The organism is Caldivirga maquilingensis IC-167 (assembly GCF_000018305.1).
Taxonomy (GTDB): Archaea; Thermoproteota; Thermoprotei; order Thermoproteales; family Thermocladiaceae; genus Caldivirga; species Caldivirga maquilingensis.
In genome coordinates, this window is record NC_009954.1 from 1,761,694 (window position 1) to 1,777,232 (window position 15,539).

Annotated in this window: 16 protein-coding genes; 8 read left to right on the forward strand and 8 right to left on the reverse strand. The window is 40.9% G+C overall.

The window, feature by feature from the left end:
- Positions 1-3: 3 nt before the first annotated feature.
- Together CMAQ_RS08655 and CMAQ_RS08660 are read right to left on the reverse strand one after the other, a co-directional pair.
- Positions 4-1,257, reverse strand: coding sequence for a cytochrome ubiquinol oxidase subunit I (locus CMAQ_RS08655; RefSeq protein WP_012186727.1), 1,254 nt, complete (start codon positions 1,255-1,257; stop codon positions 4-6).
- A gap of 9 nt (positions 1,258-1,266) precedes the next feature.
- Positions 1,267-2,691, reverse strand: coding sequence for a cytochrome ubiquinol oxidase subunit I (locus CMAQ_RS08660; protein WP_012186728.1), 1,425 nt, complete (start codon positions 2,689-2,691; stop codon positions 1,267-1,269).
- A 253-nt stretch (positions 2,692-2,944) separates the two neighbouring features.
- On the opposite strand from CMAQ_RS08660, the gene CMAQ_RS08665 reads away from it, so the two are divergent.
- The 3 genes from CMAQ_RS08665 (at position 2,945) to CMAQ_RS08675 (ending at position 5,831) form a co-directional block, all read left to right on the forward strand.
- The gene (locus CMAQ_RS08665; RefSeq protein ID WP_198002071.1) at positions 2,945-3,712 is read left to right on the forward strand and encodes a helix-turn-helix domain-containing protein; all 768 of its coding nucleotides are present in this window, start codon (positions 2,945-2,947) and stop codon (positions 3,710-3,712) included.
- A gap of 78 nt (positions 3,713-3,790) precedes the next feature.
- Positions 3,791-5,179: a phosphoglucosamine mutase gene (gene glmM, locus CMAQ_RS08670; protein ID WP_048063059.1), complete on the forward strand. Its 1,389-nt coding sequence runs from the start codon at positions 3,791-3,793 to the stop codon at positions 5,177-5,179.
- A gap of 88 nt (positions 5,180-5,267) precedes the next feature.
- A complete protein-coding gene (locus CMAQ_RS08675) occupies positions 5,268-5,831 on the forward strand; it encodes a DUF996 domain-containing protein (RefSeq protein WP_012186731.1) in 564 nt (187 codons plus the stop codon).
- On the opposite strand, the gene CMAQ_RS08680 is transcribed toward CMAQ_RS08675, so the two are convergent.
- The gene (locus CMAQ_RS08680; RefSeq protein ID WP_012186732.1) at positions 5,828-6,796 is read right to left on the reverse strand and encodes a glycosyltransferase family 2 protein; all 969 of its coding nucleotides are present in this window, start codon (positions 6,794-6,796) and stop codon (positions 5,828-5,830) included. The genes CMAQ_RS08675 and CMAQ_RS08680 overlap by 4 nt on opposite strands.
- A gap of 159 nt (positions 6,797-6,955) precedes the next feature.
- Positions 6,956-7,420 carry a PaREP1 family protein gene (locus CMAQ_RS08685; protein ID WP_012186733.1) on the reverse strand — a complete coding sequence of 155 codons (465 nt, stop codon included), beginning with the start codon at positions 7,418-7,420 and terminating at the stop codon, positions 6,956-6,958.
- A gap of 238 nt (positions 7,421-7,658) precedes the next feature.
- On the opposite strand from CMAQ_RS08685, the gene CMAQ_RS08690 reads away from it, so the two are divergent.
- A complete protein-coding gene (locus tag CMAQ_RS08690; RefSeq protein WP_048062780.1) occupies positions 7,659-7,865 on the forward strand; it encodes a hypothetical protein in 207 nt (68 codons plus the stop codon).
- Positions 7,866-7,966: 101 nt separating this feature from the next.
- Positions 7,967-10,198: a glycoside hydrolase family 31 protein gene (locus CMAQ_RS08695; protein WP_012186734.1), complete on the forward strand. Its 2,232-nt coding sequence runs from the start codon at positions 7,967-7,969 to the stop codon at positions 10,196-10,198.
- Here CMAQ_RS08695 and CMAQ_RS08700 read toward each other — a convergent pair.
- Together CMAQ_RS08700 and CMAQ_RS08705 are read right to left on the reverse strand one after the other, a co-directional pair.
- Positions 10,195-10,806: a DedA family protein gene (locus CMAQ_RS08700; protein ID WP_012186735.1), complete on the reverse strand. Its 612-nt coding sequence runs from the start codon at positions 10,804-10,806 to the stop codon at positions 10,195-10,197. The genes CMAQ_RS08695 and CMAQ_RS08700 overlap by 4 nt on opposite strands.
- 68 nt (positions 10,807-10,874) lie before the next feature.
- Complete coding sequence (locus tag CMAQ_RS08705) at positions 10,875-12,101, reverse strand: M48 family metallopeptidase (RefSeq protein WP_012186736.1); 1,227 nt, start codon at positions 12,099-12,101, stop codon at positions 10,875-10,877.
- A gap of 197 nt (positions 12,102-12,298) precedes the next feature.
- Between CMAQ_RS08705 and CMAQ_RS08710 the strand changes: the two genes are divergently transcribed.
- The 3 genes from CMAQ_RS08710 (at position 12,299) to CMAQ_RS08720 (ending at position 14,836) form a co-directional block, all read left to right on the forward strand.
- The gene (locus tag CMAQ_RS08710; RefSeq protein WP_156769887.1) at positions 12,299-12,598 is read left to right on the forward strand and encodes a DNA-binding protein; all 300 of its coding nucleotides are present in this window, start codon (positions 12,299-12,301) and stop codon (positions 12,596-12,598) included.
- A 283-nt stretch (positions 12,599-12,881) separates the two neighbouring features.
- Complete coding sequence (locus CMAQ_RS08715) at positions 12,882-14,261, forward strand: digeranylgeranylglycerophospholipid reductase (protein WP_012186738.1); 1,380 nt, start codon at positions 12,882-12,884, stop codon at positions 14,259-14,261.
- Between the two features lie 8 nt (positions 14,262-14,269).
- On the forward strand, positions 14,270-14,836 hold the full coding sequence (locus CMAQ_RS08720; RefSeq protein WP_012186739.1) for a class II aldolase/adducin family protein: 567 nt from the start codon (positions 14,270-14,272) through the stop codon (positions 14,834-14,836).
- Here the strand turns inward: CMAQ_RS08720 and CMAQ_RS08725 are convergent.
- Both CMAQ_RS08725 and CMAQ_RS08730 read right to left on the reverse strand, forming a co-directional pair.
- Complete coding sequence (locus CMAQ_RS08725; RefSeq protein ID WP_012186740.1) at positions 14,833-15,111, reverse strand: hypothetical protein; 279 nt, start codon at positions 15,109-15,111, stop codon at positions 14,833-14,835. The two genes, CMAQ_RS08720 and CMAQ_RS08725, sit on opposite strands and share 4 nt — an antisense overlap.
- Positions 15,111-15,482 carry an ArsR/SmtB family transcription factor gene (locus tag CMAQ_RS08730; RefSeq protein WP_012186741.1) on the reverse strand — a complete coding sequence of 124 codons (372 nt, stop codon included), beginning with the start codon at positions 15,480-15,482 and terminating at the stop codon, positions 15,111-15,113. The genes CMAQ_RS08725 and CMAQ_RS08730 overlap by 1 nt, the downstream gene beginning before the upstream one ends.
- Between the last annotated feature and the right edge of the window lie 57 nt (positions 15,483-15,539).

Below are 15,539 nucleotides of genomic sequence, written 5' to 3' on the forward strand. Positions count from 1 at the left end.
CACTTAGGCTAAGCTCCTCCTCCAGGATAATGCAGCGTATATTACGTAAAGCAGTAGGGCGTTGAAGAATGCGAAGAACACTAGGCTACCTAGTAATAGGCCTGGTTGAACTGAGACAAGGCTAAGTAATGCATTGATTTGCGGGGTTAAGAGTTGACTAATCGTTAACCACTTGGCCACGTTAAGGGCGAAGCTTAGACCATAAGCCTTAATCAAAGCCTCAGCTGCAGCAACTGGTGGAACAATGGCGTATGGGACATGAGCCAACCCATTCATTACCTCAGCTGAATCCATTAGCATTGGTGTTAATATGAGTTTAAGCACCTCAATAGGCTTACTGGTGACTTTAATTGAGACCACCAGTAGAATTAGGATTACGGCTCCAAGGGCAATGTTCATGTAAAGCATCCAACTCAGGTTGAAGGTTGGTTTATATAATCCGTAGAACGCCGAAGGTAAGTATGAGGGTGGGTGCCCGAATATAGACCATGCAACCGTTGGTGAATACTGGTAAACTGTGTAGAGGTACCAGGCAGCGAAGATGGAGTACAGTATACCGAAGATTAAACCCACAGTGTTACCAATCCTATGACCTAACTCATGGTATTCACTCCTACTTGAAGCATACCTCCAGCCGTGTATTGATGATACTAGGATACTGGTCATGGCTATTGCACCAAATAAAGTGGCTAGGAGTAATGGTGGATATGTTGGGTTACTTAAAGCCTCAGTTAAATTAACTGATAAAGTGAAGCCCGTATTAGATGTACTGCTTGGTGCTATTGCCACCCCTGCAGGGTAATTTATGAAGGCGAACACTAACCTAAACATCACTGGGATTACTGTTAAAGTAATGGCCATACCGTAACCCACTGCAACATGCCTCATCGGGCTAAGCCTATTAAATGACCTGTAGTAGAAGCCTATGAGAGGTAACGCTATGGCTACGCCAAAAACTATGGCAATACCCCAAACAGGCCAAAGCAATGCACCAGCTATATTAGTGAAGACTGGTAGTAGGCCTGCCAAGAAGACTGTCACTATTGTTCCAAAGACCCCGCCTATTGCGTATACGGCTATTAGGTAGCTTGATAAGCCGTGCGCAATATCAATGTAAGTCCTCCTACCGCTCCTATACCCTAGTAACTCAAGAGTGGGCAGCAACCAACCTAAGCCAAGTACAGTGTAAACTAGGGGTAGGTGCACTGAGAAGGCCCATGCAATTAAGGCAACCGTCGCTACCACTGGGGAAACCATGATCTCACCCTAGTACTCAACCACCTGTGTAGGCTTCACTTCCTTTGGCTTGGTGTATAGGTAAACCATGTAGACTGCTAGTGCTGGCATGGCAACCTCAACTATTATAATAAGCGCAACTAACCATCCTGGTAGGCTTAGGTTAGGATTAATTAAACCACCCTCATATATAGGTACTCCAGTTACCGTGGGTGGGCCACCATTTGGGTTAGGTGATGAATCAACTAGGATGAAGGGAACCCTACCGCTCTCCGACGTCACTGCACCACCTATTGCCGCTAAGGCGGCGAAGAGAGGCATGGCGTATGGACCAGTCCTCTCTAGGAATGATGCAATTACCCTAGCCCAGTTAAACCTACTGAAGAAGCCGTTGAACAAGTACCAGAGTGATAAACCACCACTCCAGACACCTAGTAATACGCCTAACGTAACCATGAAGCCTAAGTAGAATATTGGTAGGAAGTCGAAGGGGGCTAGGGGTGGCCTTACGTTAGCAGGCCATGAGTAGTAGCCCCAGAAGGCGTGGTTGAAGGTGCCGTAGGCGAAGAAGCTTAAAAGTGGATCAACCTTAAGGCCCTTCCAGAACATTCCCTCAATAGCCGCTAGTTTCAATGGATCAAACTGGAGGACTAATTCACCCTGATCATGACCAAGTATAAAGCCCTCAATAGCCGTCATAACTGCTACACCTGGTATAATGACTTTAAGCACCTTAGCTTGGTCAGGCCTATGCTCACGTACATAGCCGTAAAGGTATATTGCACCCACCACTGACCACGTTAATATTGCCGCAGCCAGTATACCATGGAAAATAAACACATTAGCCCCCCACCAGAACATGTTCCAGGCATCAGTGGGCTTAGCCCAAGTAACCAGGTAGCTTGTTAAGCCTGCGATTGTTTCATTTGACGCAGCTAGGTTCTGAATAATCATGCCAGGCGGCCTCATGCTTAGTGAAGCCATAACTGCTAGAATGTTGTAGGCACTCCAGTATCCTCCGAATGCTGCGGCTAATCCGATTACCCAATGAACCCAACCATTCCTTACCTTACCCCATGTGAAGACGTAGAGCGGTAGGAGTATTACCTCGGTTAGGAAGGCGAATAACTCTAGGTAGAATGGTAGAACAATGGCAGAGCCTATTATTGTAATGAAGTTACTCCATATGGTCACTAACCCAAACTCAACTAATGTACCGAATGCAGCACCAACACCGAAGAATATAGTGGATACAACTGAGAACATCCTGGCTTTATCATACCAATCCTTATCATGCTTAACTAAATATAGGTACTCCGCAATAACCGCTATTAGTATTGTTCCGAGGAAGGATGATGCAAGGCTCAGGTGGGCTAAGATACCAATGGCTGATACCCATCTAGCCGCATCTAAAGTACTAGCGTTTATTATTGAGAGGACGTATGCACTAGGCATAAAATGCAATCTGTACAGTATTTTTTTAAGCTTTCGTGGGTTTATTTAACTGAGTAATATTATTATGACCTTTAGATTTATGTAATTATTCATTATGTAGAATTCCACTAGGCATTATTTATATGCATTAATCTATTAGACATGTATAAATTTCAATGGAAATAACCTAAGCTTAATGAACCGTAAGGGATATTAATCTGAACTGCAGATGTAAGGTATAAGCAGAATGCTTAGGAGAAGAGATGAACACTTAATGGATTATGTAACAGAGGAGTTGGAGAAGGCTGGAGCTAAGTCTGTAGTTATTGATAAGGATGATTACTCATACACCATTGTAGCCAGTGTGAATAAGGATGGTTTAGGTAAAATGGTTCTTAAAATAAGCTCAGATTCATCAACAATACCGAGAAGTCACATAGTTGACTTACTGATAATGCATAGGGTCTTTAAGGCCAAGCCAATACTGGTGGATGAGAGTAGGAGGAATGAGGAGCTTCAGGACGGTGTCCTTTATGAACATTCAGGCATACCTCAACTGAATCCAAGCACCTTTAGGGATTTGCTTAAGGGTAAGCCGTTGCTCTTTAAGAATGAGGGGGGTGTAGTTAAGGTTAGGATAAAGGGTTGGTTACTGAGGGAGCTTAGGATGAGGTATGGTTTAAGTCTCGGTGATTTAGCTGAGTTGCTTTCAGTCAGTAGGAAGGCAGTGTATGAGTATGAGAGAGGAACCATAGATGTCAGTGCCGAGAAGGCTCAACTACTAATTGAATTATTCGGTGAGGAAATAGTGGATAGTTGGGATTTAAGCGTTAAGGATCCTGACCAGAAGATTATGGAGAGGAGGGTGGAGTTGGGTGATGTACTTAACCTTAAGGTTAAGGAATCATACCTACTGGTTCACACACATGGTAAGTACGCCACGGTAACGGATAAAGGTAATGTACTCTTAGGTAGTGAGAATAGTAGGGAGGCCGAGGAGGTATCGAGCATACTTGGTGCCCGCTACATTAGAATACAGTAAACTAAGTTACCTACCTGAGTGTGTATAGTTGAGTGAGGCACGGTTATGCGTTTAAACTAGGAATATGCAGTGGTTAATGTGGGTAAACTATTCGGTACCAATGGGGTTAGACTGGAGTTCACTAAGGGTAACTATGACCCAGGTTTCCTAGTTAAGTTAGCAGGGGCTGTGGCAACCTACGTTAATGCTGGTGATGTACTACTGGGCTTCGACGTTAGGGTAACAAGCCTACCACTAGTGGGGGTGCTTTATGGAGTATTGTCAATGTATGGTATTAACGTTGATGTAATAGGACCATTACCAACCCCAATACACCAGTACTTAACCAAGGCCTGGGGTTATAGGGCCGGCATAATGGTGACTGCCAGTCATAATCCACCACATTACAATGGTATTAAGCTAATGGATAGTAATGGTGTTGAAGTAAGCAGGAGGGTTGAGGAGGAGGTGGAGACAATATTCTTCAACGGCAGGTATAAGGAGACTGTGGATTATAGGGATATTGGAGCAGTCAGATTCATTAATGTTGAGGAGGGGTTAAGGGATTATAGGGATCATTTACTAAGCATAATTAATGATGAACCAATTAGGCGTAGGGGATTCAGAATAGTGGCTGACTTCGCCAATAGTGTTAATTCAATAGCCCTCTCATACGTTTTAAGGGGACTTAACGTAAAGGTTTACTCAATCAACGGCCACCTTGATGGTGAATTCCCAGGTAGGAACCCTGAACCAAGGCCTGAGAACCTTAACGTAGCATCAAGGGCTGTTGTTGAATCCAGCGCCGACTTCGGTGTTGCCTATGATGGTGATGGTGATAGGTCACTCTTCATTGATGAGAAGGGTAATGTAATATGGGGGGATAGGACAGGTACTATTCTTGCATTATCCATGATTAAGAATGGCGATAAGGTTGTTACACCAGTGTCATCAAGCGTGGTTGTTAAGTGGGCTGTGGAGGGGGCTGGTGGTAGGGTTATTTGGACTAGGGTTGGTTCAGTTGACGTTAGTCATAAGGTTATTGAGGAGGGGGCGTTATGCGGCTTTGAGGATAATGGTGGATTCATATGGCCTAAACACCACCCGGTGAGGGATGGTGTATCAACAACGTTACTAATGATGAAAGTCCTATCTGAGGAAAAGGCTAAGTTATCTGAGCTTAATGCGAGAATGCCAGCAATGTTAACTGCAAGGGAGAGAATGGAGATGAGTAGGGATCTTGCAGGAAAGATCGTTGAGGCACTTAAGGGTAGGAATTGGGGTGGTGAAGTCATTACCATAGATGGACTCAGGGTTAATTACACGGACTCCTGGTTCCTAGTAAGGCCAAGCGGCACTGAGAATCTACTCAGGGTGGTAATTGAAGCATCAAGTAGTGACAGATTCAATACCCTTAGGCATGAGGTAATGAACAGTATAGAGAAGGAACTTAAGAAATACAGCGGAGTAACATCAAACACAGAGTAATTAAGCATTAACAACTTAAGCACCTAAAGATACTTAAGTTAACTCACTGTGCCGAAAACCTTTAAAAGCTATATGAATTATTTAATTAATGAGCTTTGATTCAGCTAAGGTATTAGCCGGTGTAGGTGCATTATTAGCTGGAATAGGCATATTTGGTTACGTTATACCGTCAATAATTGGTTTAATACTATTCCTAGTGGGTATGGTGGAGTTAGCCAACTACTTTAATGACAGTAGGTTAAAATCAGATGTAATGAATTGGTTCATATTCGGGTTAATAGCATTAATAGTATTGGCTATCGGTGTTTTCCTAGCAGTAATACCCGTCACGTTATCGTTCAGTGGGATGCACGTTAATTACCCAATGATACCCTACCATCCCTACCACCCGTTTTTAGCCGGTTTGCTAATAATCATGGTGGTGGTTATCATAACTGCGGTGTTCTTCCTATTATCTGCAATCTACCTGCGTAGAGCGATGAGCAATATGAGCTCACGTACCGGTGAAAAGTTATTTGAGTCAGGGGGCTTAATATACTTAATCGGTGCTGTTTTAACCTTCATAATAATTGGTGTATTAATAATACTAGTGGCTTGGATAATAATAGGTGTAGCATTGCTAAGTATCAAGGAACCCGGCAGGAATCCTTAAGTAAACGGATTTAAGGATGCCTCATACCACCTCCTCACAATTATGCTTCTCAATTGATGTGGAAGTAAGGCCACTAGGTAATACTTAAGCATACGTGTATTTAAATTCCTTAGGCTTAACTCACCATGCCCATTAAAGATCCTGGCAACAGCAGCATACATGCCCTTTTCCATACATGCATACTTCTCAAACCTACTACCTTTAACCATTTCACATACTACGGCGTAATCATGAATAACCCTATTAAGCAGCATTCTCATTGACTCAACGTAGTTATTAAATGTGGCAAGCTGACCCCTACTGACATTACCTTCATGAACCCTATACCTAGTTAACCTTTCAGGTATTAGTAATGCTAAGCCACCATTAAGTGCAGCGCTGTAGTAGAGTATTGCATCTGAGACTACGCTAATTTGATTCACATAATGCTTAACGTTCATTAATGCCTCTCTTCTAATAGATATTGAACTAGCGTTAAAGGCCGCACCAGCCCAAAGCCATCTACTGAATTCACCATCATTGCTTAGGTTAAACATTACCTGCTGATTAACCTGGGTGCAAGGCTTAACGTAAGGTGGTATCTTAAAATAATGCCTCACCTTCCTCACCTCCATACCACTACTGGTAATGCATGAGATTGAGTTGTGAACATAAGTTAATTCACTAATATTGTCGAATAACTTACTCACTATGAATACTTTATTCGCTGTGAATTCATCGTCATCGTCAAGGAACATTATAACATCACCCATAGCCTCTTCAACAGCTTCAGTAATCTTCCTGCCTAAGTGAGGAGAATCATCATCAATAACCTTAATTGAACCCTCAGGCAGCTTTACTTCAGGGCTCTTAACAACAATAACCTCATCAGGTTGCCTACTCTGGGCTCTAATGGACTTAATAGCCAGAGGAAGGTAAATCCACCTCCTATAACATGTTACTACTACTGTTACCTTAATCCCCATTAATACCCTAGGCTTAATTCCCCATTGAATTAAAGGATTATTATACGGCGGGCATGGCTTGAGGTGATTCAAGTACCCTTGTATGTGTTCTAAGTAATAAGTACATTATCATGATTATGTAAAACTTGTAAATTAGTAGGAATCATGAAAAGTAATAAATTACTTAACCTGCATTAGCCTTTTCTCAAGCTTGGTAATTAACTTAGCCATAATTCCCTTAGCGGCCTCATCATCAATAACTCTACTTGTGCTATCTCTGCATGCACCGGCGCATAAGTACTCACGGATTAGTAACACTAATGCTGTTAATTCCATTAATTCAGGATCCCTATTCCTTAAATGCTCAGTAATGGTCATCATTAGTTTAATAGGCATCGTGGCTATTATTAATTCACTAGTGTTAACCTCAATATTACCTCTAATTCTCTTGAAGCCTCTTACCTTAATTAAATCACTGTTAATGCTGGCTAGATATGATAAGTAAGCCCGCCATGCTTGAATAGTATTAAATGCCGCACTCCTTAATAAGCCGGATCTTAGGAAAACCTTAGCTAGCTCTAATTCTATCCTGCTCTCATTTAATCTTAGCTCACTAATTTCGTTAATATTTAAGTGAACTCGCATAGGTTGCTATTACTACTGGTATTTATACCAATTTCTTAATTAATTTAAGATAAGGAACCGTTATTAGTGGATGCTCAGTAATCGAGGTTTAAAGATAATGTAAAAACTATGGAAACACACGATACATGATTTAGGTATATAGTATATTTATAAATATTGACTATCACGTTATGGTTACACCAGCAGCACCGAAAGCTATATAAAACCTTACTTGAATGATGCATTTGAGGTGAACAAAATGAACATAAAGGCATCAGTACGAACCATGAGTAGTTTGTTAAGTGTAGGGAAGGCCAGCGGGATAGGTAATGTTGATTCCGCGGTGAATAATAGAGAATATGAATCATTAAGAGACAGGGTTAATGATGTAGTAATAATACCGGGTTTTAATGGCCCAATAGTATTGGTTTACGATAAGAGAAGCGGGACATATAGGTTAGTTTAATCTCCTTCATTATCCTTAAAGGTCCGAGACTTTAAGTACGTTATGCAATTCAATTGCCCCTAGTTTAATGCTTAAATATTGCAACCAATGGTACCGATTTAATGGAATTTTCAATGAAAGTAAGCCTAATAAACGATGATGCATTAAAGGTAAGTATAATTAAAAGCGGCAGTAGGTACCGGGAATCCCCTGCTGTTGTTGTTAAGCCGAGTGTTGAATTAGTAAGTGGTGAGAATAGGCTTGGTCCATGGCTTGTTAAGGTTGCTGAAGATTCCATTAATGTAAGTGTAAATAACATGAATGCAACATTAAGGTTCAGTTATAGTAATGATCAAATAATAGTGAGGGGTAATTTAGGCCTCAATGATGCAGTTTATGGACTTGGTGAAAAGGCGTTACCATTGAATAGGAAAAGGTTCAGGGTAACCATGTGGAACACTGACGCCTATGGGTACAGGTATGGTTCAGATCCACTGTATGTATCAATACCGTTCTTCATAATTACTAATAAGAATGGGGCAATAGGCCACTTCGCTGATTCCACGGCTAAGGTAATTATTGATCTTGGTGCAGAGAAGGAGGATGAGTTCACGGTTATTGTGAATGATTATCAACTGGATTACTACATTATTAGGGGGCCTAGGCTTAAGGATGTGGTTACTAGGTTCATTAACTTAACAGGTAAACCCACCTTAATGCCTAAATGGGCGCTTGGGCATCAGCAAAGTAGGTACAGTTACTACCCCCAGGATAGGGTTATTGAGATTATTAAGACCTTTAAGGAGAAGGAACTGGATAACACTGTTGTATACCTTGATATACATTACATGGATGGCTACAGAATATTCACCTGGAGTAAGGATAGGTTCCCTAATCCCACTGAATTAGCTAAGGCGGCTCATGAACTTGGTGTTAAATTAGTAACCATAGTGGATCCGTATGTTAAAGTTGATCCAAATTACTACGTGTTTAAGGAGGGTATTAATGGTAATCACCTGTCGCTTGATGATGATGGTGGATTATCCATAGTTCAGGGTTGGCCAGGTAAATCAGCATTACCGGACTTCTTTAATAAGGAGGCTAGGGAGTGGTGGGCTAGTCTCATTGAGCGTTGGGTTAGGGAGTATGGTGTTGACGGTATTTGGCTAGACATGAATGAACCAGCGGCCTTCGATTATCCCAATCACACTGTTTCAAGTAAAGTAATAACTCATAGACTTGATGATGATTCAAGGGTGCCTCATGACTTCCTCCACAACGCCTATGCGCTATATGAGGCTATGGCAACATATGATGGCTTAGTTAAGGCGGGTAGAAGACCATTCGTATTATCCAGGGCCGGTTACGCCGGTATCCAGAGGTATGCGGCAGTTTGGACTGGTGATAATACCAGTAATTGGGAACACTTGAGACTGCAATTGCAGATACTCCTGGGTTTAAGTATATCAGGTGTCACATTCATTGGCGCTGATGTAGGTGGCTTTGCAAAATATGTTCCAGGGAGTGGTGGAAATGTTTTGTTTACTTTAAGTCCTGAACTACTGGTTAGGTGGTATGAGTGGGCTATTTTCTTCCCACTGCTGAGGAACCATGCCTCAATTGGGTCACCTGACCAGGAACCCTGGGCCTTTGGGCCAAGAACACTTGAATTAATTAAGAATCTTCTGAGGCTCAGGGCTAGGTTAACCCCATACTTATACTCATTAATGTGGCTTAGCCACATTAATGGTGAACCAATAGTTAGGCCATTGATATACGAGTACCCTAATGATGAGGAGGTTATTAATATTGATGATGAATTCATGCTTGGGCCATTCATGCTAATAGCACCAATGTTAACCAGTGGTAATGCCAGGGAGGTTTACTTACCTGAGGGGGAATGGGTTAATATGTGGAGTGGTGAGGTGCTTAACAAGGGATTCCACATTGTTGATGCACCACTTGGTAAGCCACCAGTATTCCTTAGGAGGGGTTCACTGATACCTGTACAGGAGACTCAGGGTGTTTTAGGCGTGCTGACGGTATTGGGTGAGGGGGAATTCACTGTTTACGATGATGATGGTGAATCATCATCACCAACACCATCAACATTAAGCCTAAGGATTAGTGGTGAATCAATTACAGTAGGTAATTGGATTAATCCAATGCCTCAATCACCATCATCAATAATACTTGAGGCCTATGTTAATAAGGAACCAGGTAAAGTAACTATTAATGATACTGAGGTGGCTAAGGCTAAGTTCAATATTGAACCAGGTCCACCATCATGGTACATGGATAAGCTACTCTACATTAGAGCGGCAACTGGGAGTAATGTTAAAATAATTAATTAAGCGTACTTAACCCAATGTTTCCTTGCCGCAATCACAAGTACTATTACTACTGCAATTAAGGCTAAGGCAAGGTAGTCAATGTACCTTGACACTAGGGTTAACCCGGTCTCCCAGGCTGGACCTAGGCTGAGGCCTATGTAAATTAACACTATATTCCATATAGTTGAACCTACTGTAGTGTAAAGCATGAATAACCACACGTTCATTCTAGCCACTCCAGCTGGTATTGATATTAAGGCCCTAATGCCGGGTATGAATTTAGCTAAAACCACTGATACACCACCATACTTGTTAAACCACTGCTCCGCAGCGTCCAAATGTCTTCTACTTATGCCAACGTACTTACCCAGCTTAAGAACTATACTGTAACCCACGTAGTAGCTTAGTAGGTATAGTATTAATGATCCAATTAGACTAGCTATTACCGAATCAATAAGGGCTGGTATTAAACTGAGTCGGCCAATATATATTAAGTATCCTGTGAACGGTAGTATTACCTCGCTTGGAATGGGTAATGATAGGGATTCCAGAGTCATAAGTATGAAAAGACCCATATAACCCATGTTCTCCACTATGAAAATCACGTTCACCAGTGATTGCAGAACCATGACTGCGTCTAATGCCGTGCTTTTTAAATGTTGCTTTACTGCTATACGCCTTGGATATATTTATTTATTCACTTGCCATTAAGTCTCTTAGATGCCTTTAAGATTGCATTAACTCTACTTAACGTAGTTGGGTGACTTAGGAAAACCTGTTTAATTAATGGTGAATGTATTGATGGGTAAGTTACCTTAACTAAAGCAGTGGCTAATGATTCCTTATAACCCTTGCTTAATGCGTATAAGTCAGCCTTAGTTTCATTAATCCTACTTAATGTAAGTGAGATGACTATAGCCAGTAATGCTATTAATGCGTAAGCGGATACTGTTACTAGGGTTAACCCAATCCTTGGTATAACGTATAGCAGCATTACAGCTGAGACCAGGGAGTAGACTACTGATGCCACCAATGCCTTATAGGTGTCTTTATTAATTATATGACCTAACTCATGGTGAATCACGGCCCTTAACTCATCTTCATTAAGGCATGCCACTAATTTAGTGCTAACCAATATTACCTTATTAATGAGGTTTAGGGATACTGCATTACATTCAGGTGATGGGACTAAGTAAACATTAATGCCTTTAATTAATGGCATTGATATTCTCTCAACATTAATACTGGTTATCATTGAACCACCTATAGCCCTTAGCCCTGATATTAACAATGTTAATTGACTCTTGCTAATGCTCTTAATTGATGAAGCATATGATACTAATCTGGCAAGCGTATCCTCAGGCACATCAATAGGTAACGTTACCACTACCTTAATTATGTTTGAACCATTAACCCTTAACTTAATCATGCGGAGGAAGGATACATAGGTGTAGGCTATGTTAGTTAATAAGACTTGCGCAATAACCACGGCTAGGGTTAGTAATATACCGTACTTCGTAAGTAGAAGGAATATAATTAAGGTTAGTATTGATGAAACAATGAATGATACTGCCGGGTTCATGGTAATTGATGAGGTAGGTCTAGTGGGTATTTTCACGTACTCTTCACCATTATCTTTAAATAACATAACAAGCTTCCTACCATTACCAATAACAGTATTCCTTAGCATAATCTTACTGAATTCATCAGCCTTCTTCAAGTCGCCACGTATTCTAAGGGATCCATTAGTAATGGCTAAGTAGAATCTAGTGAAGTACGCCTCAATGCTGATATCAGAGTTTAGCGAGTAGATAACATATAGTAAATCATTATTATTACCGGTACTTAGGTTTCTCATGATGTCAGATACCTTAATTGAGCCGAGCCTCATTAATGAGTCAAGTAGCTTACTGTACGCACGCATTCACTAAGATGCCTACGGGTACCTTTTTAACCTGAACAGTCAAGCATGGTTAACGTGACACTGACGTAATACTGTACGTCAGTGTATTATCACTCAACTGCTATAAGGGGTTAAGGAGCCCAGGTTAACCTATGGCCAGCGTTAAATTAGTACGAGAAGCTAGAATGAAGGTAACAACCCACAATAAGGTGATGCACATGAAGATGAACGTGATGATTAAGCTTAAGGAATATGCATCCTCCTCCAAGGGGAACCTAATAACAGTTAGGCCAAGTAAGATAGCCCAGGAAATAAATACTGTGGGAAGGGTGACAAGGGCTGATGGAGTTGTTATAAGGAATTTCCTAGAGCAGTTGGTTGAGAGGGGTTATATGGAGGTCATTAAGAGGAGCGCCAGGGGTAAGGTATATGGAATACGAAAGGGAGGAGAATTCTGGAAGCTCCTCATGTCACATAATCCTGAAGACATACTTGACTTAATCAATATAGAGGAGTAAGATGCTGAGTCTCTAGGCATAAGGCCTGTTTCAAACTTTTTAATGCTGCATTAATAATACTCCTAGAAGTGAAGAGGACGGGATGAACTGAAGAGTGATGAGAACCCGGGCCTGAGACTATTCATAGTGTTGCTGCTTAGTTAGTAATAGTTCAATAATATAAGGTAGGGTTCTTATTTTATACTTATGCTTAAAGAATTAGTAATATAAATGTTTGGTTAAGTTGTAGAACTAACGAATAAAGCATTAATGTTTAAAAACTCAGCATGCTAAGGTAAACCTAATGTATAAGACATATGACGTGCTTATTGTTGGCGCTGGCACAGCGGGTTCATATGCGGCATATTTAATGGCTAAGCAGGGTTTAAGTGTAGCATTAGTGGAGCGTAAGAGGGCTGAGGAGGTTTTCAAAGTAACTGGTGATGCCATTGGGAAACACCACATTGAAGAGTTAACTAAGTCAGGCTTAAGTATTAGTAATGACGTATTCATGATTAAGTACGAGGGTGCTGAATTATATAGCCCGGATTTAAGCATAAAGTACTTTGTTGCAGGTGAGGGTTACGGCCTCGATATTGGTAAGTGGGCTCAATGGCTGATTAATGCAGCTAATAATAGTGGCGCAGACATAATAGATAATCATACTGTATCAACACCAATAATTGAGGGGGGCTTCGTGAAGGGTGTTAAGGCAAGTAGGAGGGATGGAACCCAGGTTGAGTTAAGGGCTAAGGTAACAGTGGATGCCTCAGGTGCAACAGGGGTTGTGAGGACTAAGTTACCTTCACAGTATAGGATTAGTGAACCATTACTACCAGAGGATGCCTCCTACGCGTACAGGGAGATCGTTGAAGTTGATTACAGTATACCTAATCCCCAGAACATAAGGATATACCTTGATAATAATATATCACCAGGTGGTTACTGGTGGTTCTTCCCCAAGTCAGATAGGGTTGCTAACGTAGGTTTAGGCATCTGGGGTAGGTTGGTTAAGGAGAATGGCTTAAACCCAAGGATCAACTATGAGAAGTACCTAGCCTCCTCACCATACGTTAAGGGTAGGAAACTGCTTCACACTGGTGGTGGGATAGTGCCCACAAGGAGACCATTAGCCAGCATGGTTGGCCCAGGGATTGTTGCTGTTGGTGATGCTGCTGTGGCCGTTAACCCAATCCATGGCGGCGGTATTGGGCCTGCATTATTGTCATCAGCATTAGCATCAAAAGCAATAATTGAGGCATTGGAGAAGGGTGATGTTTCTGAAGCCGGCCTATGGAGGTATAATTTAGATTACTTAAATGCCTACGGCATTAAGCAGGCTCAACTAGATGTATTTAGGTTAATGCTGCAGACGCTTACCAATGATCAATTGAATAGGGGATTAAGGGCTAGGATACTTACTGAGGATGAGGTTCTTAGAATGTCAATAAGCGGTAACCTCGACTTAAGTGGCGGTAAGAAGGCATTGATGGCGCTTAGGCTACTTAAGGTACCTGATGTGGCTAGGAAGCTATCATTAGCATTAAGGTACATGAATGAGATAAAGAAAATATACATTAATTACCCAAGGGATCCCAGTGAATTAAATAATTGGCTGGCTGCACTGGTGGCTAAGTATAACGAGTATAGGCTTAAACTTAAATTACCCTTAATGACCCTTTAGGTGGTTTAATGGATCCAAGGGATCAATTAATAAGGTACTTCATTGAAACATACAATAAAGGGCTTAATACATTAATGGGTGGTAATGCAAGCATCAGAATAGGTGATTCAGTACTAATAACACCAAGCGGTGTACCTAAGTCTGAATTGACGATTAATGATATAGTTGAATTATCAATAAATGGTAACGTTATTGAAGGTAATAGGAAACCGTCCTCAGAATGGAGAATGCACTTATCAATATACAGGGTAAGTGACTATAAGGCTGTAATACATGCGCATGCACCATCAATAATAACCCTATACCTAGCTGGATTAAGCCTTGACTTAAGCGTCGTGAGTGAGGCTAAGTCATATATACGTAAGATTAGTGATGTAGAATTCATTAAACCCGGTACCCAGGAATTAGCTGATGAAGTGTCAATGAGGATTAAGGATGGGGCTGATTTAATAGTGCTTAAGAACCATGGAGTGGTGGCTGTTGGTTACTCACTTCCTGAGGCGTTAAATAAAATTGAGGTTGCTGAGGATACTGCTAAAATGCTATTAACATTGAGGTTAATTAATAAGTATTAAAGCCTAGATATTATATAGAGCAGTAAAACACCCACTAGGTTCATTATCGTTATTGCAAGTGCTGGTAATGCAATAAATGGCCCCATACCGGCGATCATCCAATTATAATAGGTTAGGATCATCGCTATACTTTCAATTAAGAAAACAGAGGATACTCCTAAAAGTATTTTCCCAGTTCTAGTGAATCCAATACCTAGGTAATTCCTAATCATTAATACTAAAACTAAGGCTTGAATCACAGATAATGATATATCAATATACCATATGTAACCCATTACTCATCACCCTCATTCAACTCCCTTAAACCAATCATCCTAATAATATCTACTAGAATGCTCCACTTATTATTTAACTCATCACTTACCAAGTATGGTGCCCCATATCCTTCACCAGCCTTAACTATTAGACCGTTTCTCTCAAGAATCTCTAAGTGATATAACACTGTCCTATAATTAACGTTAAGATACTTAGCTAATTGATTAGGATTCATGGGTCTCTTCCTAAGAGCCTCAAGAATCCTATACCTCATTAAACCACCCCTAGAGCCACCTATTAGCCAAATTAGTAATCTTTTTAAATCCTTATCATAATTAGCCATTATTAATTCACTATTAATCAACAGTTTATAAGCATTCACCTTACTCACAATGTCCTTAACGGTTTCTCATTTATATCCTTTTTCACTAATTTATTGCAATTTTAT

Coding starts and splice junctions, on each gene's coding strand:
- CMAQ_RS08655 (WP_012186727.1), bottom strand. CDS start 1,257: ATGGTTTCCCCAGTGGTAGCGACGGTTGCCTTAATTGCATGGGCCTTC.
- CMAQ_RS08660 (WP_012186728.1), bottom strand. CDS start 2,691: ATGCCTAGTGCATACGTCCTCTCAATAATAAACGCTAGTACTTTAGAT.
- CMAQ_RS08665 (WP_198002071.1), top strand. CDS start 2,945: ATGGATTATGTAACAGAGGAGTTGGAGAAGGCTGGAGCTAAGTCTGTA.
- CMAQ_RS08675 (WP_012186731.1), top strand. CDS start 5,268: ATGAGCTTTGATTCAGCTAAGGTATTAGCCGGTGTAGGTGCATTATTA.
- CMAQ_RS08680 (WP_012186732.1), bottom strand. CDS start 6,796: ATGGGGATTAAGGTAACAGTAGTAGTAACATGTTATAGGAGGTGGATT.
- CMAQ_RS08685 (WP_012186733.1), bottom strand. CDS start 7,420: ATGCGAGTTCACTTAAATATTAACGAAATTAGTGAGCTAAGATTAAAT.
- CMAQ_RS08690 (WP_048062780.1), top strand. CDS start 7,659: ATGAACATAAAGGCATCAGTACGAACCATGAGTAGTTTGTTAAGTGTA.
- CMAQ_RS08695 (WP_012186734.1), top strand. CDS start 7,967: ATGGAATTTTCAATGAAAGTAAGCCTAATAAACGATGATGCATTAAAG.
- CMAQ_RS08700 (WP_012186735.1), bottom strand. CDS start 10,806: ATGGTTCTGCAATCACTGGTGAACGTGATTTTCATAGTGGAGAACATG.
- CMAQ_RS08705 (WP_012186736.1), bottom strand. CDS start 12,101: ATGCGTGCGTACAGTAAGCTACTTGACTCATTAATGAGGCTCGGCTCA.
- CMAQ_RS08710 (WP_156769887.1), top strand. CDS start 12,299: ATGAAGATGAACGTGATGATTAAGCTTAAGGAATATGCATCCTCCTCC.
- CMAQ_RS08715 (WP_012186738.1), top strand. CDS start 12,882: ATGTATAAGACATATGACGTGCTTATTGTTGGCGCTGGCACAGCGGGT.
- CMAQ_RS08720 (WP_012186739.1), top strand. CDS start 14,270: ATGGATCCAAGGGATCAATTAATAAGGTACTTCATTGAAACATACAAT.
- CMAQ_RS08725 (WP_012186740.1), bottom strand. CDS start 15,111: ATGGGTTACATATGGTATATTGATATATCATTATCTGTGATTCAAGCC.